Genomic DNA, 22795 nt, shown 5'->3' with positions numbered 1-22795 from the left:
AAGTGGCCATGATCTAGTCATGCAGGCCACTAGGGGAAATCCGCCATGTTTCAATTTTTCGAGCAATTGAGTTCGCGTATCGCTGCGCCATTCATCGGTGAAACACGGCGCAACAGCAAGGTCTGGTCATGCCGTTGCGGCCAGTCGGTGTTTTTTCCCAATACCCGGTGCCTGGCCTGCGAGGCCGCACTGGGGTATCTGCCCCAGCAGAGCCGGGTGGTGGCGCTGGAGCCGGCCGGCGAGCCGGGCACCTGGCGGTTGAGTGACGAGCCAGGCATCGGCCTGTACCGGCGCTGTGCCAACCTGCAGACACCCGCAGCATGCAACTGGTTGTTCCCGGCGCATGATCTGGGCGAGTTCTGTGTGGCGTGCAGCCTCAACCGTACCATTCCCGACCTTGCGGACGTTGAAAACCACGAGCGCTGGCGCAAGGTCGAGACCGCCAAGCGACGTATGGTGGCGCAACTGATCTCGCTGGGCCTGAAGGTTATCCCCAAGTCGGTGGACGAAGAGCGCGGTCTGGCGTTCGACTTCATTGGCGTCGACATCGAGGGCCGCAAGCCCACCACCGGCCACGCCAACGGCCTGATTACCCTGGACATCAAGGAAGCCGACGACGCCCACCGCGAAGCGGTGCGCGTGCAGATGCGCGAGCCCTATCGCACCTTGCTGGGCCACTTCCGTCATGAGGTAGGTCACTACTACTGGGATCAATTGATCGCCAATACGCATTGGGAAGAGGGCTTTCGCGGCCTGTTCGGCGACGAGCGCGCCAGCTACGCCGAAGCGCTGGATCGCCATTACGAGCAAGGTGCGCCGGCCGACTGGCAGACACACTCGGTCAGTGCCTACGCCACCATGCACCCGTGGGAAGACTGGGCCGAAACCTGGGCGCACTACCTGCACATGATGGACGCCGTCGACACCGCCCTGGGCTTTGGCATGAGCGCCCGGGAAATGGAACTCGATTACCAGCCGTTCCCGCTCGACACCCTGTACGACCCGCAGCACCCCAGCGGTCCTGCATTCCTGTCGTTCGTCAACGCCTGGATCGAACTGGCCGGCATGCTCAACGAACTGTCACGCAGCATGGGCCAGCCGGACTTCTACCCGTTTGTCTTGCCACCGGCCGTCATCGCCAAGCTGCATTTTATCCACTTGGTGATCCAGGAAGCCGGCGGCAAGGCCGATGAGGTACTGCAAGCGGCCTGACGCTGCACCGTCGCACGACCGATGCATCTGCAGGATTAATCAGGGCGTCATCGTCGGATCGCAGCAGTTGCGGCCTCCCATAATCTGATGCCAGGCACGAGATTCGAGGTGTCATCAGACTTGTGGGAGGCTGCTCTGCAGGCGATGAGGCCGGTACCATCGCCGGTTATTCTGCAAGCCGGTAGTCGCCAGTAGAACCTCCCATAGGGCTGTGGTGTCCTGGCAGGTCGTAAAAAGCGGATGAGCTTCGATCAGAGCGTCCGCCGCCGGTGCGCTACACAAGTACTTGACCCTCTTCGAAATTTTAATCACGCCAGAGGTTGTAACTTCGCGCCAGACCGGTACAATGGCGCGGCTTGCCACTGGCAAGTGTCGTTATGGTGGCCCCATCGGTCCCCTCGCAACGATTACCCGTGAACCTGGTCAGATCCGGAAGGAAGCAGCCATAGCGGGAACATTGTGTGCCGGGGTGTGGCTGGTGGGGTTGCCACCTTTCTCTAAGTCTTGGTTCTGCCAGGACTCGCGTCAAATACCCATAAGTGTGACAGCGTCCAGAGACGCCAGGCCGTGCAGCGCAAGCGCCGTGCCATCTCGTTTATTGCGTATCCAATACCTCACGCTATGACCCCTTGGCTATCGCCGTCGATCACGCGTTCAAGAAGCGGAGCTATTCAGTGCATGGCTCGTCCCCTGGATGTTCACATCAGGGTGAAGCCCAAGGGAGCGAGCAGCAAGGATCTGGTTGTATCAAGGCTCAGTTCTTCAATGAAACCTGCCTTGCGTCGATTTTCAGAAGGCTAAGGCGCTTGAGCAAGTCCATGATGTTCGCACGCGCGGATCCTTCGTTAGCCAGGCGCAGACGCTTGACGCCTATGAACGAGTCACCCACGCCGGCCGTGAAAGGGGTGCGAATGATTTCGCGCATGATCACTTTGTCGGTGCTCGACTCTATCAAGGTGTATTCAACTTCGCTGGTCACTTGAAAATCCAGTCCGAATATAGGCTGCTCGACGCGCAACAGGTTGGCACGCAGGGCGTAAGGGGCTGAGCTTGTACCAAGCAAATTGGCATTGGCGAGCGATTGCTTCAATGCCGCGCCAAAATCCGGTGCGTCGATCTCCGAAGTCCACATCGGGTTGGTCTTATCCCCACCATTGACCTCGGTCAGGTTGACATTGTTTTGCAATGTCGGGTCGTAGGCATTTGTCCTGGCCTGATCGGCCGGTACTGACATGCCCGAAATCTGGGCTGGCGAGGCGCATCCCGTACAAAGAGCGATAAAGGCTGAAACCAGAAGCAGGCGAAGATAAAGCATCAAAGAAGTCCTTTTGAATGTGAGGTTCTGCGGCTGCGCAATAGTAGCACCGGGCTGTTTTTCAACCTGGATTCTGTGCATGACGGCCCTGTCATGCTGGAAAGCTTATGGTTGCATTTGCAATTATACTGGCTTATTCCTGTACGCCTCTGACCCGTGCGCAAGGAATCTGCCGCAATGGATATCCCGTCTTCACAAACCACGGCACCACCGGCCCTGGCTACCCAAGTGTGCATTCAGCGAATCGATCAATGGCATCTGGACAGTGTCGGCAGCACCCACTCGCCTTTGTCGAGCATTGCCAGCGCCCTGCACCGCCTCAGGCACGAGCCGCCCACCCGTGGTCGCTTGCACGTAGTCGACGACCGAAGCGAAAACCCCGGCATCGATACGCCCGTCAGCCTCTGGCCGCGCTGGTTCAGCGATCAGGCCAGCCAACAGCAGCCGGTGTTCTACCAGACCCGCTCGGCCACCTCGGCGCAGGTATCGATGCTGGCCAGCCAGTTGGGTGAGCGCGGCATCCTGCTCAACGACATCGAGTCTTCGCCTTCGCGCTGGGCCAAGGGCGCGCATCCCTGGCTGCCGCTGTGGCTGGCAGGCAATCGCGATTGCCTGCCCTACGACCCGGCCTGTGGCGCCGAAGCGCTGGCCATCCTGGGCGGTGCCGTGCAGGCCCTGTATATCGAGGCGCAGCCGGTCGTGTGCTACATGACCCTGCACGATGAGCCGGGCGAGAGCGGGGCATGTGACCGTCGTCAGGCCTGGCCGGGTCTGTATCGCTTGTCGTCGACCGCAGCAACGAGCGGCACGCGGATCCGCCTGCTGGGTGCCGGACGAATGCTGCGTGAAGTGCGGGCTGCCGCACGTTTGCTTGAACAAGACTGGGGCGTGGCCTGCGAGGTCTGGAGTGCGCCCAGCTACACCCGGTTGGCGCGCGAGGCCGAGGCGGCGCAGCACTGGAACCGTCGTCATCGCGACCAGACGCCACGTCGCAGCCATTTGCACGATTGCCTGGCGGCCAGCCATGCGCCGGTGCTGGCGGTGACCGGTTATGCCGGGTTTGTGGCCGCGCAGATCGGTGCCCACCTGCAAGCACCGTTCAGCGCGCTGGGCGCTGATAGCCTGGCGCCCGGCCAGCGCCTTGATCGGCACTGGCTGGTGTTCAGTGCCCTGCAACTGCTGGGGCGTGAAGGGCCGTCAGACGCGGAAAGGCCGGAGCAGGCCCGGCAACGCTACCGTTTGTTCTGAAGGTGCTGGCGGGCCTTGCCGATGGTCGTTTCCAGGGCGGCGGCAAAAGTTTGTTGCTGCTCGTCATCGAAAGCCGACAGAAACAGCTCGTTGACTGCCTGTTCGTACACCGCCCACATACGTTTGCGCAGGCTGCGCCCGCGGTCGGTGATGCAGGCCGTGGCGCCACGGCCGTCTTCGACTGCCTTGATGCGCTGCACCAGCCCGTCCTTTTCGAGCCGGTCGACCAAGCGGGTCAGGTTGTAGCGCTCGATGGCCATGACGTCGGCCAGCTCGTGCATGCGTCGGCAGCCGTCCGGGCCGCTCTCTATACCCCACAAGGCGTCGTACCAGGCGTATGGCGGGAGTTTTTCATCGGCCAGGCGCCGCTCGATTTCACGGATCAGACTGCGGTGGGCACGCACGAAATTGAACCAAAGGTCGGCAGTGGGGAGGACGGCCATGCAGGCTCCAGAAAGGGTGGGTCAGTAATTGCAGTTGCAATCATACCGGCGTTAGCGATAGATTCAATTGCAACTGCAATCAAATGGCCGGGCGCTTCGACGCTGGCCGCTGCCTGTCCAGGAGGATGTCCGATGGCGCAAAGCTACCCACCCCGTGATGCCGACCCCCAGGAAACCCGCGAGTGGCTCGACTCGATCGCCTCGGTGGTCGAGGCCGAAGGCCGTCCGCGTGCGCATTTTCTCATCGACCAGTTGCTGGACTTCGATGTGTCGTTGCATGGTGACTTTCATGGTCGGGTCACCACGCCCTACGTCAACAGCATCAGCCCTGAGCGTGAGCAGCCTTATCCGGGCGACCTGGCAATGGAAAAGCGCCTGAATGCCTACATTCGCTGGAACGCGCTGGCCATGGTGCTGCGCGCCGGCAAGCACTCCGGCGTGGGCGGGCACATTGCGACCTATGCCTCGGCGGCGGTGCTGTACGACGTCGGCTTCGAGCATTTTTTCCGTGGCCGCACCGAGGCCTTCGGCGGCGACATGGTTTATATCCAGGGCCATTCGTCACCGGGCATCTATGGGCGGGCCTACCTTGAAGGGCGGCTGGACGAAACGCAGCTCGACAACTTTCGCCGCGAGACCGACGGCGCGGGCATTTCGTCCTATCCGCATCCACGGTTGATGCCCGATTTCTGGCAATTCCCCACTGTGTCCATGGGGTTGGGCCCGATCACGGCGGCGTATCAGGCACGCTTCATGCGCTACCTCGAAAACCGCGAGCTCAAGGCGCATCAGGGCCGTAAGGTCTGGGCCTTTCTGGGCGATGGCGAGATGGACCAGCCCGAATCGCTGGCGGCCATCTCTTTGGCCGGGCGCGAGAAACTCGACAACCTGATCTTCGTGGTCAACTGCAACCTGCAGCGCCTGGACGGCCCGGTGCGCGGCAATGCCAAGGTGATCCAGGAGTTCGAAAGCCTGTACCGCGCCGCCGGCTGGAATGTGATCAAGGTCATCTGGGGCGGCGGCTGGGATGCCTTGCTTGAAAAGGACAAGAGCGGCCTGCTGCGCCAGCGCATGATGGAATGCGTGGACGGCGACTACCAGACCTACAAGTCGCAGAACGGCGCCTATGTGCGCGAGCACTTCTTCGGCAAATACCCCGAGTTGCTGGAACTGGTCAGCGACCTGAGCGACGAACAGATCTGGAAGCTGTCGCGTGGCGGCCACGACCCGCTCAAGGTCTATAACGCCTACAGCGCCGCCATGCGCCAGAAAGGCCGGCCTACGGTGATCCTGGCCAAGACGGTCAAGGGCTTCGGCATGGGCGAGGCCGGCGAAGGGCAGAATATCAACCATCAGCTCAAGAAAATGGGCGCTGAGGCGGTCAAGGCGTTCAGCGACCGTTTCGGCCTGGAGCTGTCTGAAGCGCAGTTGGGTGAAATGCCGTACCTGCGCCCGGCGCCCGACAGCCCCGAGGCGCGTTACCTGCAAGCGCGGCGCGACAGCCTGGGCGGGCATGTGCCGGCGCGCCAGGCACAGGTCGAGCCGTTGCGGATCCCGCCATTGTCGGCCCTGGCCGGCCAGCTCAAGGGCACTGGTGAGCGGGCTATTTCCACCACCATGGCCTTCGTGCGCATCCTCGGCACCTTGCTCAAGGACCCGAATATCGGTCGCCTGGTGGTGCCTATCGTGCCTGATGAGTCGCGTACCTTCGGCATGGAAAGCCTGTTCCGCCAGATCGGCATTCATTCCCATGTCGGCCAGCTCTACACCCCGCAAGACGCCGGTACGCTGTCGTACTACAAGGAGAGCACCGACGGCCAGATCCTGCAGGAGGGCCTGAACGAGTCAGGCGCCACCTCCTCGTGGATCGCGGCTGGCACTTCATACGCCAACCACGGCGTCATGACCCTGCCGTTCTATATCTTCTATTCGATGTTCGGCTTCCAGCGCGTGGGCGACCTGCTCTGGGCGGCCGGCGATGCCCGTGTGCGGGGCTTCCTGCTGGGCGCCACGTCGGGGCGCACCACATTGATGGGCGAAGGCCTGCAGCATGATGACGGCCACAGCCACGTGATGTCGGCCACCGTGCCGTGCTGCCTCTCTTACGACCCGACCTACAGCTACGAGCTGGCGGTGATCGTGCACGACGGCATGCGGCGCATGTTTGTCGAGCAACAGGACGTCTATTACTACATCACGGTGCTCAACGAAAACTACGCCCACCCCGACATGCCCGAGGGCGTAGAGGCGGGCATCATCAAGGGGCTGTATCGCCTGCCGGTCGAGCGTGCGGTCAATGGCGCGCGGCATGTACAACTGATGGGCAGCGGGGCGATTCTGCCCGAGGTGATTGCTGCCGGCGAAATCCTGGCGCAGGACTACGGCGTCAGCAGCGAACTGTGGAGCGCCACCAGCCTGACCGAGGTCCGCCGCGAGGCGCAGGCGGCAGAGCGCTGGAGCCTGCTGCACCCGCTGGAGGCGCCGCAGGTGCCGTATGTGCGCCAGGTGCTTGAGGGTCATCCGGGGCCGGTGGTGGTGGCCACCGACTACATGAAGATTCATGCCGACCAGATCCGGCCCTGGCTGGGTGATCGACGTTTTGTCGGGCTGGGCACCGACGGCTTCGGCCAGTCCGACACCCGCGAAGCCCTGCGCCGGCACTTCGAGGTCGACCGGCAGTTCATCGTGCTGGCAGCGCTCAAGGCCTTGGCCGATGACGGCGTGATCGAACGCCAGGTGGTGGCCCAGGCCTTGGTCGACCTGGGCATCAATGCTGAAAAGATCGACCCGGTCAGCGTCTGATCCGGCCCGCCAGATCAGCAGGCAGGCGTGGAGGCGGGCAAGCCGCCTTCACGGCGGCGCCGCGCGCAACCGCGCCTCAGCGGGTATCATGCAGGCCTGTCCACCGCGAGCCTGCCTTTATCCATGTTCACCATCACCCGCCTGGAAAATCCCCCGCCCGAGTCGATCAAGAGCCAGATCATGCAGATGGTCATCGATTATGTGACCGACATTGGCATGGTCGGCATTGTGCCGAGCAACCCCCTGTACCCGCTTTACCAGTACGGCGTCGGCTTCGAGGTCAATCGCTACCAGGAAGCCATGGACGGCTCGCTGGGGTTATCGGTGGAGTTGATCCTGGCGCTGGACGCCGAAGACCCGGCCACGGTGATCGGCTTTCTGTTGTACCTGCCCTATGAAGACGATCCCGAAGCCTGCGCGGTGGCCTACATGGCCGTGCTGGCCAACCGGCGGCGCCAGGGTGTGGCGCGGGGCATGTTGACGGCCATGCTGGCGCGCTATCCGCATGCAGAACTGGCCTGCTTTGCCAGCAAGGTGCCGTGCTTCGAGACCTTGGGCTTCCAGGTATTGGGCGCACGCGGCCCGCAAGTGCTGATGAACACGCGCGACCACGCCTCGAACGGGCGCCTGGCAGTGCTGGATGTCGAGCCGATCTACCGCAGCGAGGAAGTCATGCAGATCCACACCTACCTGCTCAACCAGCAGGGCCGGCGGGCGATGAGCGACGCCGAGAAAAATCGCGACCGGCACCTGGACCGCCTGGCGCGCCAGGCCGATGCGCTGGTGGTCGAGCGCTTGGGCGAGGGCGCGCTGGCCCCCGCCCAGCGCCCGTTACGCCTGGTGTAGACGCTCGGCCCACCACGCATTCACATCGAAGCACGGGCAGGCCTTGATGAACTCGTCGGGCGTAATCTGCCCGTCGCCATTGCGGTCCGGCGACAGGTCGCGATGGCCAAGCAGGCGTGCCTGCGGGTAGCGGGCCTGCAAGGCGCTGAGCAATCGGGCCAGCGTGTCGAACTGCAAGGCCGTGAAATTGTTTTGCGGCCGGTTGGCAGCATCCACGCCACCGGCCAGGCAGATGCCGATGGAGCGGCTGTTATAGCCTTTGACATGGGCGCCGGTCTCGCTTTCGCGCCGGCCCTGTTGCAGGCGGCCATCGCGGCAGACGACATAGTGATAACCCACCGCATCAAAGCCGCGTTGCCGGTGCCAGCGATCAATGTCTGCTACGCCGATATCGAGTGTCGGGGCAGTGGCCGAGCAGTGCACGACCAGCAGGTCGGTGCCTTCGCGGTCTGGCAGGCGCGGGGTGTCGAGCGGTGTGGTAAAGGTTGGAAAGGTCATGAACGGGCTTCCTTGGAGTGAGAGGAAGCCCTGACTGAATAGAAAGCCTGAGCCTGTGTCTGTCAGGCAATTCTGCAATAAAGGGCGAAACGATTACCAAAGGAGATCATCCCCAGCCTTGGCGTGCCAAAGGGGCACCGCGCCAAGCCGGCACGCTGTCGCGCAGCAAGCACAAGTAATTTTTTAAACTCAATATAATGAGTCAGTTATTTTTTTGATGAGGGCGGGCTCTGTCCGCGACGCCAGCCTGATCGGCCTTGCGTCTACGGCGTCTCATTGCCCGGCAGGGCGGTGTAGCGGTCGACGATCTGCTGGAGTTCTCCGGACATCTTCATCCGCAACAAGGTGCGCAGGATTTTCTGTGCCGGCAGGGCCGGGTCGTTGCGGATCATGCAGCCGGCCGGTTGTTCACTGATCAGCGACACGATCTTCAGGCGCCGCCTGGCCGGCAGCTCACGGTTGATCCAGTCCATCGCCAACTGGCTGCCCACCGCATAGTTGTAGCGCCCGGCTACCAGTTTTCTCAGCACTTGCTCTTCATTGCGGGCGTCTTCACGCAGCAGGTTATGGTTGTCGAACAGGTGCTGCAGTTCCGGGTAGGTGTAGCCCAGCACGGTGCCGACCACTTCATTGTCGAACTGCTCGGGGTAAGGGCCTGCAGTTTCCGGCGAGGCCAGCAGCATGTCGCGCTGGGTCAGGATCGGCAGGCTCCAGAAATAGTCGCCCGACAGGCTGCTCAGCCAGGCAGGCGAGGTGTAGCAGCGTATGTCGATCTCTCCCAGTGCCAGGGCAGTCTGTACACGCAGGCGTGGCAGCACATGAAACTCAGGCGTGCGCCCGACCTGGCGCGCCAGGCTGTGCATGATGTCGAACAGGATGCCGGTAGTCGGCTGATGGCCCTCGATGTGGATCAACGGCATCGACCAACTCTCGGACACCGAAAACCGCAGCGGCGGCTCGTTGGCGGCACGGACGGGCAGACCTGCCAGCAACAGGCTCAGCAGCAGGCTTTTCAGCGCTATGACGCCTGTGTGCAGGGGATTAAAGCGCATGTGCGTACCTGTTCCTGTAAAGGCAGAATCGTGCACGGACGCAGCTTGAGTGTCCAGCAGATGCAATTTCAGCCTTGCTCCGCTAGCATTAGCGGTCTTTGTCTCCCCCTTCGCGACGGTTTTCGATGAGTTATCAGGTTCTTGCACGTAAATGGCGTCCGCGCTCGTTCCGCGAAATGGTCGGCCAGACCCATGTGCTCAAGGCTCTGATCAATGCCCTGGACAGCCAGCGGCTGCACCATGCCTACCTGTTTACCGGCACGCGCGGGGTCGGCAAGACCACTATTGCGCGCATCATCGCCAAGTGCCTGAACTGCGAGACCGGCATCACCTCGACGCCGTGCGGCACCTGTTCGGTGTGCCAGGAGATCGACGAAGGCCGCTTCGTTGATCTGATCGAGATCGACGCCGCGAGCCGCACCAAGGTCGAGGACACCCGCGAGCTGCTGGACAACGTGCAATACGCGCCCAGCCGTGGACGCTTCAAGGTCTACCTGATCGACGAAGTGCACATGCTCTCCAGTCACTCGTTCAATGCCCTGCTCAAGACCCTCGAGGAGCCACCGCCCTACGTCAAGTTCATCCTGGCGACCACCGACCCGCAGAAGCTGCCGGCGACCATCCTGTCGCGCTGCCTGCAATTCTCGCTGAAGAACATGACCCCCGAGCGGGTGGTCGAGCACTTGAGCCATGTGCTGGGTGCCGAGAACATTCCGTTCGAAGACGATGCCCTGTGGCTGCTGGGCCGCGCCGCCGATGGCTCGATGCGCGACGCCATGAGCCTGACCGACCAGGCCATTGCCTTTGGCGAAGGCAAGGTCATGGCCGCCGATGTACGCGCCATGCTCGGGACGCTGGATCACGGGCAGGTGTTCGATGTGCTGACCGCCTTGCTCGAAGGCGACGCCCGCGGTGTGCTCGAAGCGGTGCGCCACCTGGCCGAGCAAGGCCCGGACTGGAGTGGTGTGCTGGCTGAAATCCTCAACGTGTTGCACCGCGTGGCAATCGCCCAGGCCTTGCCCGAAGCGCTCGACAACGGCCATGGCGACCGCGAGCGGGTGCTGGCCCTGGCCCAGGCGCTGCCCGGCGAAGACGTGCAGTTCTACTACCAGATGGGCCTGATCGGCCGCCGCGACCTGCCGCTGGCGCCCGACCCGCGCGGCGGGTTCGAAATGGTCCTGCTGCGCATGCTGGCGTTCCGCCCGGCCGACAGCAGCGATGCCCCGAGCCAGCCACTAAAGCCAGTGGGGATCAGCCAGGCCAAGGCTGATTCCCGCCCAGCGGTAGCCCCGGCACAGAACCACGCTGCAACACAAGACAACACTGCCCAGCCCGTTGCCCCCGCGCTGCAGCCGGCCCCGGTGGCGGCGGCTGAACCCCGGCCTGCACCGGCGCCTGAACCCGAGCCGGTCGAGGACGTCGACCTGCCGTGGAACGAGCCCAAGGCTCCTGCTCCCGCACCAGTCGCCGCGCCAGTGGCAGCGGAGCCGGTGCTGGAAACCGTCGCCGAGCCGCCCGAGCTGACCCCGATGCCGGCCCCGACGCCTGCCAGCCCGGTGCCCGATGCACCCCAGGTGGTCGAGCCGGCTGCGGTGGCAGCCCCGACCCCGGACCGGGGCGCCGGCGGCCTTGAAGACATTCCGGACAGCGCCTACCTGTCTTCGGCCATGGCGCACGATGACGAGCCGCCACCGGACGACGATTATGTCGAGCCCGAGGTCGACATCGACCCGGCCTCGTTCAGCTACCTCGATGAGCTGGCCCACGAAAGCGTGCAGCACCAGGAAGCCCCGGAGCCCGAACCGGAGCCGGCCGCGATGCCCGCCACGGGGCTGGCGCTGCAATGGCTGGAGATTTTCCCGAAGCTGCAGATCTCGGGCATGACCGGCAGCATTGCCGCCAACTGCACCCTGATCAGCGTCGAGGGCGACCGCTGGCTGCTGCACCTGGACCCGGCGCACAGTGCACTGTTCAACGCCACCCAGCAACGTCGCCTCAGTGACGCATTGAACCAGTACCATGAACGCCCGATCCAACTGACTATCGAGCTGATCCGCCCCGAGCAGGAAACCCCGGCCCAGGCAGCTTCCCGCTTGCGGGCCGAACGCCAGCGCCAGGCGATAGCGTCGATCCAGGGCGATCCGTTCGTCCAGCAGATGATGCAGCAGTTTGGCGCCGTGATCCGCGAGGATACGATCAAGCCTGTCGATGCCGAGGCGCAATCTCACTGACAGAGCGTGCGCACTGAACGGGTGCGCATACTTACCATCCCTTGAAGGAGACACCCCATGATGAAAGGTGGCATGGCTGGCCTGATGAAGCAGGCCCAGCAAATGCAGGAAAAAATGGCCAAGATGCAGGAAGAACTGGCCAACGCGGAAGTCACCGGTCAATCGGGCGCAGGCCTGGTGAGCGTGGTGATGACCGGTCGTCACGACGTCAAGCGCATCTCGCTGGATGACAGCCTGATGCAGGAAGACAAGGAAGTGCTGGAAGACCTGATTGCCGCCGCCGTCAACGATGCCGTGCGCAAGATCGAACAGGCCAGCTCGGAAAAGACTGCCAGCATGACCGCTGGCATGCAGCTGCCACCGGGCATGAAGCTGCCGTTCTGACGGCGCTTTTTGTGCGGTTGAAAATGCCAGGCGAATGTCCTGGCATTTTTTTGCCTGCCACAAATGCGGGCACTTTGATTGAGCGGGATCGAACGCCAGCGCTCAGGCAGGGTCTGCCTTATAGACCTTAACCTTCAAGAGAGCGCGTCATGACTCAAGAGATGATCCTCAACCAGCGCATCGTTCTGGCCTCACGCCCAAAAGGCCGGCCGACCCCGGAGAACTTCCGCCTGGAACGCGAGGCCTTGCCGGAACTCAAGGGTGGCCAGGTGCAATTGCGCACCCTGTACCTGTCGCTTGATCCTTACATGCGCGGGCGCATGAGTGACGCGCCGTCCTATGCCGACCCGGTGGAAATCGATGCGGTGATGGAAGGCGGGGCGGTCAGCGTGGTCGAGCAATCGCTCAATTCCAATTTCGAGCCTGGCGATCTGGTCGTGGGCCAGACCGGCTGGCAGACTCACAGCATCCATGATGGCTCAGGCCTGGTGAAGCTGCCCAAGGACCTGCCCAGCCCGTCGATGGCCGTGGGTGTGCTGGGCATGCCCGGCATGACGGCCTATATGGGCCTGATGGACATCGGCAAGCCCAAGGCCGGTGAAACCCTGGTGGTGGCTGCCGCTTCCGGCGCGGTCGGCTCGGTGGTCGGTCAGGTCGCCAAGCTGCACGGCCTGCGAGTGGTCGGTGTGGCGGGTGGCCCGGAAAAGTGCCGCTACGTGGTCGAAGAACTGGGTTTCGATGCCTGCATTGACCATCGCGGCGACAACTTTGCTGCCGAACTGGCCGAGGCCTGCCCCAAGGGCATCGACATCTATTACGAACTGGTGGGCGGCAAGGTGTTCGAAGCCGTGGTGCCGCTGCTCAATGCCCGGGCGCGTATCCCGCTGTGTGGCGTGATCGCCCAGTACAACGCCCAGGGTGAGTCGCAAGGGCCGGACAAACTGCCGTTGTTGATGCGCACCTTGCTGACCAAGCGGGCCCGTATCCAGGGCTTTATCGTGTTCGAGGAATATGGCTCGCGCCGCCAGGAATTCATCGACGCCATGACCCCGCTGGTCACCTCCGGACAGGTCAAATTCCGCGAAGATGTGGTACAGGGCCTGGAGGCGGCACCCGAGGCCTTTATCGGGCTGCTGGAAGGGCGCAATTTCGGCAAGCTGGTGGTCGAGGTTTCGACGCTTTGATTGACGCTGACGACAAGGCGCGGGTATAAACCGCGTCTTTCGATTATGTGGGACTTTTCTTCATGAGCTTCAGCCCCCTGATTCGCCAACTGATCGATGCCTTCCGGGTGCTGCCCGGCGTCGGGCAAAAGACCGCCCAGCGCATGGCCTTGCAGTTGCTGGAGCGTGATCGCAGCGGTGGCTCGCGGCTGGCCCTGGCACTGAGCCAGGCCATGGACGGTGTCGGCCACTGCAAGAGTTGCCGCACACTGACCGAAGAAGAACTGTGCCCGCAATGCGCCGACCCGCGCCGCGACGACACCTTGTTGTGTGTGGTCGAAGGGCCCACCGACGTCTATGCGGTCGAGCAGACTGGCTATCGTGGACGTTACTTCGTACTCAAGGGGCACCTGTCGCCGCTGGACGGCTTGGGCCCGGAGGCCATTGGCATTCCGCAGTTGCTGGAGCGCATTGCCGCGCAAGGCAGCTTCACGGAAGTGATCCTGGCCACCAACCCGACCGTGGAAGGCGAAGCCACCGCGCACTACATTGCCCAGTTGCTGCACGATAAAGGCCTGATCGCTTCGCGCATTGCCCACGGCATTCCACTGGGTGGCGAGCTGGACCTGGTCGACGGCGGCACCCTGGCGCACTCGTTTGCCGGCCGCAAGCCTATCGCGCTGTAACGCCCTTGCCGACCGCAAGGCTATCGCGCTTAACTCCCTTACCGGCCGCAAGGCTATCGCGCTGTAACGCCCTTACCGACCGCAAGACTATTGCGCTGTAACGCCCTTACCGGCCGCAAGGCTATCGCGCTGTAGGAGCGCGCTTGCCCGCGACCGGCTGCGTTAGCAGTCGTAAATTTGTGGCGTTTCGCAGATATTTCAGTCGTAAATTTTCAGCGTTCAATCGATTTTTGCGAGCGCTGCGCACTCGGTCGCGGGCAGAGCGCGCTCCTACAGCTCATCCAGGGCAAAGCGGGTCAGGCTGAAGGTCGGTACTTGCAGGTCTTCAAGCCGCCTGGAACCGCCCAGTTCCGGCAGGTCGATAATGGCCGCTGCCTCATGCACCCGGGCGCCCATGCGGCGAATCAGGTTGACCGCCGCAATCAGCGTACCGCCGGTGGCGATCAGGTCATCGAACAGCACCACGCTGTCGCCATCGCACAGGCTGTCGGAATGCACTTCCAGAAACGCCTGGCCATATTCGGTCTGGTACGCCTGCGACAGGACGTCGGCGGGCAGCTTGCCCTGTTTGCGAAACAGTACCAGCGGCTTGTTCAGCTCATAGGCCACCACCGAACCGATCAGGAAACCGCGCGCGTCCATCACGCCGATCTGGTTGAAGTCGGCGTCGATATAGCGATGCACGAAATGGTCGATGACCTGACGCATGGCCTTGGGCGACTGAAACAGCGGGGTGATGTCGCGAAACACTACGCCAGGCTTGGGAAAGTCCACGACAGGGCGGATCAGGGATTTGATGTGGATGTCGTCAAAAGTCATACGGGCAATCCAGGGCAAGGTAGGCCGACAGTGTAGGCCGGCCAGCCCTGGATCGCACGTTTCAGCTTTCCATGGCACCGCCCGCCAAGGCGCAGAGCTGGATCGGGTCAAGGATCTGGATGTCCTTGCCCTCGGCGGCAATCAGCGCGTTCTGCTGGAAGCGGGTGAACACCCGTGACACCGTCTCGACCGCCAGGCCCAGGTGATTGCCGATCTCGTTGCGCGACATGCTCAGGCGGAAATGATTGGCTGAAAAGCCCCGCGCCCGAAAACGCGCCGACAGATTGACCAGAAAGGTCGCGATACGCTCGTCGGCGGTTTTCTTCGACAGCAACAGCATCATCTGCTGATCGTCGCGGATCTCACGGCTCATGACGCGCATCAACTGGCGCCGCAACTGGGGTAGTTGCACCGACAGTTCGTCCAGGCGCTCGAACGGAATCTCGCATACCGACGTGGTTTCCAGCGCCTGGGCCGAAACCGGATAGGCTTCGGCGTCCATCCCGGACATGCCGACCAGCTCGCTGGGCAGGTGGAAACCGGTGAGCTGCTCGGTGCCACCGTCGCTGATATTGAAAGTCTTCAGGGCGCCGGAGCGCACGGCGTACACCGATTCGAAGGTATCGCCCTGGCGAAACAGAAACTCGCCTTTCCTCAGGGGGCGGCCACGCTTGACGATCTGGTCCAGCGCGTCCATGTCTTCCAGGTTCAGCGACAGGGGCAGGCACAACGGCGCCAGACTGCAATCCTTGCAATGAGCCTGATTATGAGCACGCAATTTGACTGGCTCGGACATCACTCTATTCCTTGTGGGATAAGCACACACAGGATGTAGGGTAACTCAGGGTTAGTAGCTTCGACCAGCGTAGGAAATGTCATGCAAGTGACCTGTCGTTCTCAAATGACCCGGGAAAAGCGTTGAAGGGTCTGTGGGCTGAGGTAGCGGTCAAACAGCATGCACACCGCGCGCACCAGCAGTCGCCCCGCAGGCAACACCCGTATTCCCCGGTCATCCAGCACGATCAGGCCATCGTGGTGCATCTCGACCAGGCGCGGCCAGGCCTCGCTGAAATACCCGCGAAACTCGATCATGAAGGCCGCTTCGATCTGGCTGAAATCCAGCTCGAAATGGCAGATCAGTTGCTGAATGACAGCCTGGCGGATGCGGTCGTCTTCGTGGCAGACCAGCCCGCGCTTGGTGGCCAGTTGGTCGCTGGCCAGTAAGGTCTGGTAGTCGTTCAGGTCGCTGCTGTTCTGGCAGTACAGGTCACCGATCTGGCTGATGGCCGACACCCCCAGGCCCAGCAGGTCGCAATGCCCGTGGGTGGTGTAGCCCTGGAAGTTGCGCTGCAGTGTGCCTTCTTCCTGGGCGATGGCCAGCTCGTCGTCGAGCAGGGCAAAGTGGTCCATGCCGATGTAACGGTAACCGGCGCGGGTCAGTTGTTCGATGGTGCCCTGCAGCATGTGCAGCTTCTGCTCGGGGGCCGGCAGGTCGTGTTGTTCGATGCGCCGCTGGGGCATGAAGCGCTCCGGCAGGTGAGCGTAGTTGAACACCGACAGCCGATCCGGCTGCAAGGCGATGATCTCGTCCACGGTGCGGGCAAAGCCTTGCGGCGTCTGCAAGGGCAGGCCGTAGATCAAGTCGATGTTGACCGAGCGAAACTGCAGGGTGCGCGCCGCTTCGACGATGGCGCGGGTCTGCTCCAGGCTTTGCAGGCGATTGACCGCTCGTTGCACCGCCGGGTCCAGGTCCTGCACCCCCAGGCTGACCCGATTGAATCCCAGTTCGCGGAGCAGGCCCATGGACGACCAGTCGGCCTCGCGTGGGTCGATTTCGATGCCGTAGTCACCCGAGTCGTCATCGAGCAGGTGGAAATTGGCCCGCAGGCGGGTCATCAGCTGGCGCAGCTCATCATGGTTGAGGAAGGTCGGTGTGCCGCCGCCCAGGTGCAACTGCTCGACCACCTGGTCGGGCGCCAGGTGACAGCCGAGCATCTCGATCTCATTGCCCAGGCGCTGCAGGTAGGCCTGCGCCCGGCTGCGATCCTTGGTGATGACCTTGTTGCAGGCGCAGTAGTAGCAAATGTTGGCGCAGAACGGAATGTGCACATACAGCGACAAGGGTCGGTGCGCCTTGCGGCTGTCGCGCAGCGCATGCAACAGGTCGAAGGCGCCGGTCCGGGTGTCGAACTGCACGGCCGTGGGGTAGGAGGTGTAGCGCGGGCCGGCCAGATCGTAACGACGGATCAGGTCAGAATCCCAACGAATGACATCGAGCATGCGGGCATTCCCCTGGAGAGCTGGCAAGGCGCGAGTGTAGGGGCGGGGCGTGCGCAAGGTGTTGATATGGGTCAAGGCGCCGGCATGCGGCCTGTCGCTTGACCAGTGGCACACCTTGGCAGCCTCGACCAAAAGCCCGGCAATGCTGCACATGCCGCTCAGGTCAGGCCGCTGCACACTGGTTGCTGGCAAGCCTTTGTCTAACAAGCCGGGATACCTGAATGAAAACTATAAAATCCAACCCGATCGATAAAACCTCCGTTTATGTCTGTGCCGGCCTGGTCTCGGGCGCCGGTGCACTGTTGCTCAACGTGCTGCCGGTGCTGTTCGGCGCCTTTGCCGAGCGCTTTGGGCTGGGCGAGCACCAGCTTGGCAATCTTGCCCTGGCCATGAACCTGGGCTTTGGTGCGCTGGGCCTGGCGTCGTTGCTGTGGATTCACCGGCTCAGCTGGCGAATCATCTCGGTGCTTTCATCGGTCCTGGTGATTGGCGCGGTCCTGTCTGTGCTGCGTGATCCGTCTTATGAAGCGCTGTTGGTGATCATGGCCCTGGCGGGGGCCGGCACAGGGGCCTTGTACGCGCTGGCCATGACGATCTTCGGCGACAGCTCGCAGCCCGAGCGGGCGTTCGGCTTCAAGCTGGGTATCGAAACCATTCCGGGGGCTTTTTTGCTCATTGTCCTGCCCGTGGCGATTGCGCCTGTCTGGGGCTTCGAGGGCATGTTGATCACCATCGCGCTGGCCATGGTGGTGATGGGCATCGTGCCGCTGCCCTGGGTGCCGCGTCGCAGCGAACGGCAACGTGAGGTCGAGAGTGGTGCTGCCCCCGTCGACTGTCCGCAAAGCCGCGCCATCGTGTGGTTGAGCCTGGTGGCCAGCCTGGTCTTTTTGACCGGGATCATGTCGGTATGGGCCTTTCTTGAGTTGATGGGCAAAAAGACCGGGCTGTCGGCCGACACCATCGGGGCGGTGCTGGCGCTGGGCTTTCTGATCAACGCCGGCGGTGGCTTCATTGCCTCGGCGCTGGGGCTCAAGGCCGGGCGCTTCATGCCAGTGGCGGTCGTCGTCCTGGCCGAACTTCTGGGCCTGGTGGCGCTCGCCCAGTTTTCGTCCCTTACGGCCTATGTGGTCGGGGCACTGTGCTTTTTGTTCTCGATCAGTTTCGTGCTGGCCTACACCTTCGGGGTCATGGCCGAGTTCGACCTCTCGGGCAAGCTGGTCGCACTGGGCGCGCTGTGCCTGTCGCTGGGCGCGGCATTCGGTCCGGCCATCGGCGGCTTCCTGATCGAGCAGTTCGGCTATCCGGCGGTGCTGGTGTTCTCCGGCGCCTGTTCGGTAGTGGTGCTGGCGGTCTATGGCGTTGCGGTGTTGAAAGTTCAGCGCACGCTAAAGCATGCGCAAGATCCTGAAGCGGCCGTGCTGTCGAGGTTTTGACGTACGTTGCAGTAATGATGACTGTTTCTGACCGGCCCATCCGCGAGTTGGCGCGCTCCATGCTTGTCCATTCTGCACAGGTAATTTTGTTACCTATTCACGTGAATAATTGCCTTTTTTAAGGGCATGTTCTGGAGAAAAGATGCATGAGTGGTCAAGTGCTGTCGGCCTGGAACGAAAATGTGCATGCGGCCTGTGGGCGTTTCGAAACCCGCTATGACCACTGCCAGAGCCTTTTCATCGGTGAAATAAGCACCACGCGGGTGGGTAGCACGCCGGTCGCCCACATTCGCAGCAACGCCAATGTGATCGCCAAGGCGGGCGGAACAACCGCCTGCGACTCGGCCGAAAACTGTTTCCTTGTGCTACAGCGGCAGGGCGAAATGACCATCGAAACGGGCGACCGTTTCCTGGACCTGCGCGCCGGCGACCTGGCCCTGCTCGACTCGGCCCAGGCTGTGAAAATGATGCCCAAGGGCTTGTTCTCGCACGTCTCGATTCACCTGCCGCGCGAGCTGTTCAAGGGGCTGGACCGCCCGCGCTATGGCAAGCTGTCGACCGCGGGCGTCTGTGGTCAGTTGCTGGGCACCCTGGTGCGCCAGGTGGCCGCCGGGGAGCTGGCGCACTGGTCTTGCCCGCAAGACGGCGATGGCCTGCAAGGGGCGCTGGTGTCGTTGCTCGAGTCGGTGCTGGAGTATCGGGTCAGTGATCACTCGCCGGGCCTGCAACTGCATGAAGTGCAATCGATCATCCTGCAACGGCTCGACTCACCGCGCCTGACCCCGGCGTCACTGGCTGAGGAACTGGGTATTTCCAGCCGCCAGTTGTACCGGTTGTTCGAGGCGCGCGGTGACAGTGTCTGCCGCTACATCCTGCGTGAGCGGCTGCTGAAGGCCGCCCAGGACCTGCGCGATCCGGCGTGCGCAAACCGCTCGATCACCGACATCGGCACCTATTGGGGGTTTGCCGACTCGGCGCATTTCTCCAAGACGTTCAAGAAGCAGATGGGCATCACCCCGAGTGCCTACCGAAGCGAGTCGCGCTGAACCGGCACGTCTCAATGCCCCATCAGCCATCGCTGATGCGGCCCCGGCAGGCTCCACACCCCGAACAGCATCACCAGCACGCCACCGGCCACCCGCAGGCCACGCTGGCGCAGCAGGCTGCGGGCGCGTTCGGCGCCTAGCCCGGTCAATAACAGCACCGGCATCGTGCCCAGGCCGAAGGCCAGCATCAGTGTGGCGCTGATCAGTGCATTGCCCTGCAGGGCCGCCCATAACAGGATGCTGTACACCAGCCCGCACGGCAGCCAGCCCCAGAGCGCCCCGACCAGCAAGGCGCGGGGCACGCTGGTGATCGGCAGCAGGCGACCGGCCAGCGGCTGGATGTGACGCCACAGGCCGCGGCCCAAGCGTTCGATATGGGTCAGGCCGTGCCACCAGCCGGCCAGGTACAGGCCCATGGCGATCAGCAGCAGCGCGGCGATGATCCGTAGCACCGTGGCGCCCGGGCCGTTGGTCACCGCATGGCCGAGCAGGCCGGTGAGCAGGCCGGCGACACCATAGCTGGTCACCCGGCCCAGGTTATAGGCCAGCAGCAAGCGGGTGCGCCGGGCCGGCGCCTGGATGCCCAGGCTCATGGCGCCCATCAGGCCACCGCACATGCCGATGCAATGCCCGCCGCCCAACAGGCCGAACATCACGGCCGAGCCCAGCAGGGCCAGCAGTTCAGGCATAAGAGTCCGGCTCCTTGGATGGCGGTGTTTCCTGCAGCGCGGCCTGGTGCCCGGGGTCCTGGTCGTCGAACAGAATGCTGTGCGCCGGGCTGTCCAGGTCATCGTACTGACCGCTGTCGACGGCCCAGAAAAACACGTAAATGGCGATGGCCACCAGCAGCAAGGCGGCGGGAATCATGATGTAGAGCGCAGGCATGTCGGCTCCGTGACAGACGTTGATGGGGCAGCGGCCGGCACGCGGCCCAGGCGCAGGGCATTGAGCACCACGGCCAGGGAGCTGGCCGACATGCCGAGGGCGGCCCACACCGGGGTGATCCAGCCGAGCGCGGCAAAGGGCAGCATCAGGCCGTTGTACAGCCCGGCCCAGAGCAGGTTCTGCAGGATGACCCGCCGCGTGCGCCGGGCCAGCGCCAGGGCGTCGACCAGTGTCTGCAGGCGGTTGGAGAGCAGCACGGCGTCGGCGCAGGTCTTGGCCAGGTCGGTGGCCGAGCCCATGGCCACGCTGATATCGGCAGCGGCCAGCACCGGTACATCGTTGACCCCGTCGCCCAGCATCAGCACCTTGCGCCCGGCCTGCTGCAACTGTTGCAGTTTTGCCAGTTTTTCGCTCGGGCTCAGGCCGCCCAAGGACTGGTCGATGCCCAGTTCGGCAGCGACCTCGGTCACCCTCGGCGAGCTGTCGCCAGACAATAACAGCGTGTGCCAGCCGCGTGCGCGGCAGGCCGCAAGCAGGGCGTGGGCATCGCTGCGCAGACGGTCATCGAGCACCAGCCAGGCCAGCGGCCCTTGCTGATTGCCCAACAGCAGCCATTGCCCACCGGTTTCGGGTGGCGCCGGCAGCCTGCTGGCACTCAAGGCGCAGACAAAGGCCGGCTGGCCGATGCGCAGGCAGTGGCCGTCGACAAAACCTTGCAGGCCAAGGCCTGGATGACTGTCGACCTGTTCGGCGGCCTGCGGTGCCGGGCCGAACGCGCGGGCGATGGGGTGCTCGGAGCGATTTTCCAGCGCGGCGGCCAGCGCCAGGCAGGCCTCGGCGTCGACGTCGGCCAGCGGCAGGATACGGCGCAATTGCAGGCGACCTTCGGTGAGCGTGCCGGTCTTGTCGAAGATCACTGTGTCGATCTGCGCCAGGCCTTCGAGTACATGGCCACGGGTCAGCAACAGGCCCAGGCTGTGCAGGCTGCCGGTGGCAGTGGTCAGGGCCGTGGGCGTGGCCAGCGACAGGGCGCAGGGGCAGGTGGCGACCAGCATGGCCAGGACGATCCAGAAGGCGCGGCTGGCATCAAGCTGCCACCAGAGCGCGCCGATCAAGACGGTGGCCAGCAACGACACCAGCAGAAACTGTTGCGCGGCGCGGTCAGCCAGCAAGGCCAGGCGCGGCTTGTCGGTCTGGGCGCGTTCGAGCAGGCGTACGATGGCCGACAGCCGCGTTTCGCCCCCCAGGGCCTGTACCTCGACGGTCAGCGGGCTGTCGCCATTCAGTGTGCCGGCGGTGACGGCATCCGAGGGGCTGCGGGGTTGTGGCAGGTATTCGCCGGTCAGCAGCGATTCATCGAGGCTGGAATGGCCTGCGATAATCTGCCCGTCGGCGGGCACGACCGCGCCGGGCAGCACCAGGACGCGATCGTTGAGGTGCAGTTCGCTGAGCAGGATGCGTTGCGGCTGGCCGTCGCGGTCCAGGCGCAGGCAGGAGACTGGCAGCAGCTTGATCAAGCGTTGGGTGGCGGTGGCCGTGCGCTGCCGGGCCCGACGCTCCAGGTAGCGACCGCTGAGCAGCAGCAGGGCAAACATGCCCACGGCATCGAAATACAGCTCGCCACTGCCGGTCACCGCCGTCCAGACCCCGGCGCCATAGGCGGCGCCGATGGCCAGCGACACCGAGACGTCCATGCCCGGCCGCCGGTGGCGCAGGTCGCGCCAGGCGCCGCGAAACAAGGGCGCGCAGCTGTAGAAGACGATGGGGGTGGTCAGGAACATCGCCACCCAGCGCAGGATGGTATGCAGCTCCGGGCTCAGGTCACGGTTGAATTCGGGCCAGGTGGCCATGGTTGCCATCATGGCCTGGAACCACAGCAACCCGGCGACCCCGAGGCGCCGCAGGGCCTGGCGGTTTTCCCGCTCCAGTTGCTCGCACGCCGGGTCCGGCTGCCACGGATGGGCGACATAGCCGATGCGCCGTAGCCGTTCGATCACCTGGCTCAGCGGCAACGCCCCGGCCTGCCAGCGCACGTGCAGGCGATGGGTGCTGAGGTTCAGGCGCGCTTCGATCACCTCGGGCAGGGCGCGCAGTTGGCGTTCGATCAGCCAGCCACACGCGGCGCAACTGATGCCTTCGATCAGCAGGGTGGTGTCACTGAGTGTGCCGTCCTGACGCACGAAACCCCGCTGGACGTCGGGGCGGTCATAGAGTGGCAGCTCGTCGGGTAACGGCGCGGGCAGGTCCTGCGGGTTGCTCGAGGCGATACTGCGGTGGCGGTAATAGGCCTCCAGCCCGCCGGCGACGATAGCCTCGGCCACCGCCTGGCAGCCGGGGCAGCAGAACAGGCGGGGTTCACCAAGGACCGCCGCCCTAAAGCGGCTGCCTGACGAAACGGGCAGGGCGCAGTGATAACAGGACGAGATCATGAAGCCCCTGCCTCGATGCTACG

The 22795-nt window shown here is 63.5% G+C and carries 20 protein-coding genes and 1 other RNA gene; 11 read left to right on the top strand and 10 right to left on the bottom strand.

Annotated features, from left to right (window positions below):
* Window positions 1-45: 45 nt before the first annotated feature.
* Together ASF84_RS18420 and ffs are read left to right on the top strand one after the other, a co-directional pair.
* Window positions 46-1212 carry a zinc-binding metallopeptidase family protein gene (locus ASF84_RS18420; RefSeq protein WP_056840292.1) on the top strand — a complete coding sequence of 389 codons (1167 nt, stop codon included), beginning with the start codon at window positions 46-48 and terminating at the stop codon, window positions 1210-1212.
* A 387-nt stretch (window positions 1213-1599) separates the two neighbouring features.
* An RNA gene (gene ffs / locus ASF84_RS28620) (signal recognition particle sRNA small type) lies at window positions 1600-1696 on the top strand.
* A 270-nt stretch (window positions 1697-1966) separates the two neighbouring features.
* On the opposite strand, the gene ASF84_RS18415 is transcribed toward ffs, so the two are convergent.
* Window positions 1967-2608 (bottom strand): hypothetical protein, encoded by a 642-nt coding sequence (locus ASF84_RS18415; RefSeq protein WP_236709453.1) that lies wholly within the window; start codon window positions 2606-2608, stop codon window positions 1967-1969.
* A gap of 96 nt (window positions 2609-2704) precedes the next feature.
* Between ASF84_RS18415 and ASF84_RS18410 the strand changes: the two genes are divergently transcribed.
* Window positions 2705-3775 (top strand): transketolase-like TK C-terminal-containing protein, encoded by a 1071-nt coding sequence (locus tag ASF84_RS18410; RefSeq protein WP_056840291.1) that lies wholly within the window; start codon window positions 2705-2707, stop codon window positions 3773-3775.
* Here ASF84_RS18410 and ASF84_RS18405 read toward each other — a convergent pair.
* Entirely contained in the window at window positions 3760-4218 is a 459-nt protein-coding gene (locus ASF84_RS18405) for a MarR family winged helix-turn-helix transcriptional regulator (RefSeq protein ID WP_056840290.1), read from the bottom strand. The two genes, ASF84_RS18410 and ASF84_RS18405, sit on opposite strands and share 16 nt — an antisense overlap.
* Window positions 4219-4350: 132 nt before the next feature.
* On the opposite strand from ASF84_RS18405, the gene aceE reads away from it, so the two are divergent.
* Window positions 4351-7020 (top strand): pyruvate dehydrogenase (acetyl-transferring), homodimeric type, encoded by a 2670-nt coding sequence (gene aceE, locus ASF84_RS18400; protein ID WP_056840289.1) that lies wholly within the window; start codon window positions 4351-4353, stop codon window positions 7018-7020.
* A gap of 123 nt (window positions 7021-7143) precedes the next feature.
* Window positions 7144-7866, top strand: a complete 723-nt coding sequence (locus tag ASF84_RS18395) for a GNAT family N-acetyltransferase (RefSeq protein WP_056840288.1) — start codon at window positions 7144-7146, stop codon at window positions 7864-7866.
* Here ASF84_RS18395 and ASF84_RS18390 read toward each other — a convergent pair.
* Window positions 7852-8364, bottom strand: coding sequence for an N-acetylmuramoyl-L-alanine amidase (locus ASF84_RS18390; RefSeq protein WP_082481699.1), 513 nt, complete (start codon window positions 8362-8364; stop codon window positions 7852-7854). The genes ASF84_RS18395 and ASF84_RS18390 overlap by 15 nt on opposite strands.
* Window positions 8365-8627: 263 nt before the next feature.
* A complete protein-coding gene (locus ASF84_RS18385) occupies window positions 8628-9416 on the bottom strand; it encodes a substrate-binding periplasmic protein (RefSeq protein WP_056840287.1) in 789 nt (262 codons plus the stop codon).
* A 125-nt stretch (window positions 9417-9541) separates the two neighbouring features.
* Here ASF84_RS18385 and dnaX point away from each other — a divergent pair, with 125 nt between their 5' ends.
* The 4 genes from dnaX to recR all read left to right on the top strand — a co-directional run bounded on the left by dnaX (window position 9542) and on the right by recR (window position 13880).
* Window positions 9542-11647 (top strand): DNA polymerase III subunit gamma/tau, encoded by a 2106-nt coding sequence (gene dnaX, locus ASF84_RS18380; protein WP_056840286.1) that lies wholly within the window; start codon window positions 9542-9544, stop codon window positions 11645-11647.
* A gap of 57 nt (window positions 11648-11704) precedes the next feature.
* Complete coding sequence (locus ASF84_RS18375) at window positions 11705-12031, top strand: YbaB/EbfC family nucleoid-associated protein (RefSeq protein WP_056840285.1); 327 nt, start codon at window positions 11705-11707, stop codon at window positions 12029-12031.
* A gap of 149 nt (window positions 12032-12180) precedes the next feature.
* Window positions 12181-13215, top strand: coding sequence for an NADP-dependent oxidoreductase (locus ASF84_RS18370; RefSeq protein ID WP_056840284.1), 1035 nt, complete (start codon window positions 12181-12183; stop codon window positions 13213-13215).
* Between the two features lie 62 nt (window positions 13216-13277).
* Window positions 13278-13880, top strand: a complete 603-nt coding sequence (recR, locus tag ASF84_RS18365; RefSeq protein WP_056840795.1) for a recombination mediator RecR — start codon at window positions 13278-13280, stop codon at window positions 13878-13880.
* Window positions 13881-14150: 270 nt separating this feature from the next.
* On the opposite strand, the gene ASF84_RS18360 is transcribed toward recR, so the two are convergent.
* The 3 genes from ASF84_RS18360 to hemN all read right to left on the bottom strand — a co-directional run bounded on the left by ASF84_RS18360 (window position 14151) and on the right by hemN (window position 16979).
* Window positions 14151-14699 carry an adenine phosphoribosyltransferase gene (locus ASF84_RS18360; protein ID WP_056840283.1) on the bottom strand — a complete coding sequence of 183 codons (549 nt, stop codon included), beginning with the start codon at window positions 14697-14699 and terminating at the stop codon, window positions 14151-14153.
* 61 nt (window positions 14700-14760) lie between these two features.
* Window positions 14761-15495 (bottom strand): fumarate/nitrate reduction transcriptional regulator Fnr, encoded by a 735-nt coding sequence (gene fnr, locus ASF84_RS18355; protein WP_056840282.1) that lies wholly within the window; start codon window positions 15493-15495, stop codon window positions 14761-14763.
* 101 nt (window positions 15496-15596) lie between these two features.
* Entirely contained in the window at window positions 15597-16979 is a 1383-nt protein-coding gene (gene hemN / locus ASF84_RS18350) for an oxygen-independent coproporphyrinogen III oxidase (protein ID WP_056840794.1), read from the bottom strand.
* A gap of 221 nt (window positions 16980-17200) precedes the next feature.
* On the opposite strand from hemN, the gene ASF84_RS18345 reads away from it, so the two are divergent.
* Together ASF84_RS18345 and feaR are read left to right on the top strand one after the other, a co-directional pair.
* The gene (locus ASF84_RS18345; RefSeq protein ID WP_056840281.1) at window positions 17201-18412 is read left to right on the top strand and encodes an MFS transporter; all 1212 of its coding nucleotides are present in this window, start codon (window positions 17201-17203) and stop codon (window positions 18410-18412) included.
* Window positions 18413-18558: 146 nt separating this feature from the next.
* Entirely contained in the window at window positions 18559-19458 is a 900-nt protein-coding gene (gene feaR / locus ASF84_RS18340; RefSeq protein ID WP_056840280.1) for a transcriptional regulator FeaR, read from the top strand.
* 11 nt (window positions 19459-19469) lie between these two features.
* Here feaR and ASF84_RS18335 read toward each other — a convergent pair whose 3' ends face one another.
* Genes ASF84_RS18335 through ASF84_RS18325 form a run of 3 tightly spaced genes read right to left on the bottom strand, consistent with a single transcriptional unit; the run spans window position 19470 to window position 22772 of the window.
* Window positions 19470-20147 (bottom strand): sulfite exporter TauE/SafE family protein, encoded by a 678-nt coding sequence (locus ASF84_RS18335; protein WP_056840279.1) that lies wholly within the window; start codon window positions 20145-20147, stop codon window positions 19470-19472.
* Window positions 20140-20343, bottom strand: a complete 204-nt coding sequence (ccoS, locus tag ASF84_RS18330) for a cbb3-type cytochrome oxidase assembly protein CcoS (protein ID WP_056840278.1) — start codon at window positions 20341-20343, stop codon at window positions 20140-20142. The genes ASF84_RS18335 and ccoS overlap by 8 nt, the downstream gene beginning before the upstream one ends.
* Window positions 20322-22772, bottom strand: a complete 2451-nt coding sequence (locus tag ASF84_RS18325; RefSeq protein WP_056840277.1) for a heavy metal translocating P-type ATPase — start codon at window positions 22770-22772, stop codon at window positions 20322-20324. The genes ccoS and ASF84_RS18325 overlap by 22 nt, the downstream gene beginning before the upstream one ends.
* Window positions 22773-22795 lie beyond the last annotated feature (23 nt).

This window comes from Pseudomonas sp. Leaf127, assembly GCF_001423155.1.
Classification (GTDB): Bacteria; Pseudomonadota; Gammaproteobacteria; order Pseudomonadales; family Pseudomonadaceae; genus Aquipseudomonas; species Aquipseudomonas ovata.
The sequence above is the reverse complement of the archived record's forward strand: the minus strand, read 5'-3'. Positions and strand labels throughout refer to the sequence as shown.

Coding starts and splice junctions, on each gene's coding strand:
- ASF84_RS18405 (WP_056840290.1), bottom strand. CDS start 4,218: ATGGCCGTCCTCCCCACTGCCGACCTTTGGTTCAATTTCGTGCGTGCC.
- aceE (WP_056840289.1), top strand. CDS start 4,351: ATGGCGCAAAGCTACCCACCCCGTGATGCCGACCCCCAGGAAACCCGC.
- hemN (WP_056840794.1), bottom strand. CDS start 16,979: ATGCTCGATGTCATTCGTTGGGATTCTGACCTGATCCGTCGTTACGAT.
- feaR (WP_056840280.1), top strand. CDS start 18,559: ATGAGTGGTCAAGTGCTGTCGGCCTGGAACGAAAATGTGCATGCGGCC.
- ASF84_RS18410 (WP_056840291.1), top strand. CDS start 2,705: ATGGATATCCCGTCTTCACAAACCACGGCACCACCGGCCCTGGCTACC.
- ASF84_RS18345 (WP_056840281.1), top strand. CDS start 17,201: ATGAAAACTATAAAATCCAACCCGATCGATAAAACCTCCGTTTATGTC.
- ccoS (WP_056840278.1), bottom strand. CDS start 20,343: ATGCCTGCGCTCTACATCATGATTCCCGCCGCCTTGCTGCTGGTGGCC.
- dnaX (WP_056840286.1), top strand. CDS start 9,542: ATGAGTTATCAGGTTCTTGCACGTAAATGGCGTCCGCGCTCGTTCCGC.
- ASF84_RS18395 (WP_056840288.1), top strand. CDS start 7,144: ATGTTCACCATCACCCGCCTGGAAAATCCCCCGCCCGAGTCGATCAAG.
- ASF84_RS18370 (WP_056840284.1), top strand. CDS start 12,181: ATGACTCAAGAGATGATCCTCAACCAGCGCATCGTTCTGGCCTCACGC.
- ASF84_RS18375 (WP_056840285.1), top strand. CDS start 11,705: ATGATGAAAGGTGGCATGGCTGGCCTGATGAAGCAGGCCCAGCAAATG.
- recR (WP_056840795.1), top strand. CDS start 13,278: ATGAGCTTCAGCCCCCTGATTCGCCAACTGATCGATGCCTTCCGGGTG.
- ASF84_RS18420 (WP_056840292.1), top strand. CDS start 46: ATGTTTCAATTTTTCGAGCAATTGAGTTCGCGTATCGCTGCGCCATTC.
- ASF84_RS18325 (WP_056840277.1), bottom strand. CDS start 22,772: ATGATCTCGTCCTGTTATCACTGCGCCCTGCCCGTTTCGTCAGGCAGC.
- ASF84_RS18415 (WP_236709453.1), bottom strand. CDS start 2,608: ATGCACAGAATCCAGGTTGAAAAACAGCCCGGTGCTACTATTGCGCAG.
- ASF84_RS18360 (WP_056840283.1), bottom strand. CDS start 14,699: ATGACTTTTGACGACATCCACATCAAATCCCTGATCCGCCCTGTCGTG.
- ASF84_RS18335 (WP_056840279.1), bottom strand. CDS start 20,147: ATGCCTGAACTGCTGGCCCTGCTGGGCTCGGCCGTGATGTTCGGCCTG.
- ASF84_RS18390 (WP_082481699.1), bottom strand. CDS start 8,364: ATGACCTTTCCAACCTTTACCACACCGCTCGACACCCCGCGCCTGCCA.
- ASF84_RS18385 (WP_056840287.1), bottom strand. CDS start 9,416: ATGCGCTTTAATCCCCTGCACACAGGCGTCATAGCGCTGAAAAGCCTG.
- fnr (WP_056840282.1), bottom strand. CDS start 15,495: ATGTCCGAGCCAGTCAAATTGCGTGCTCATAATCAGGCTCATTGCAAG.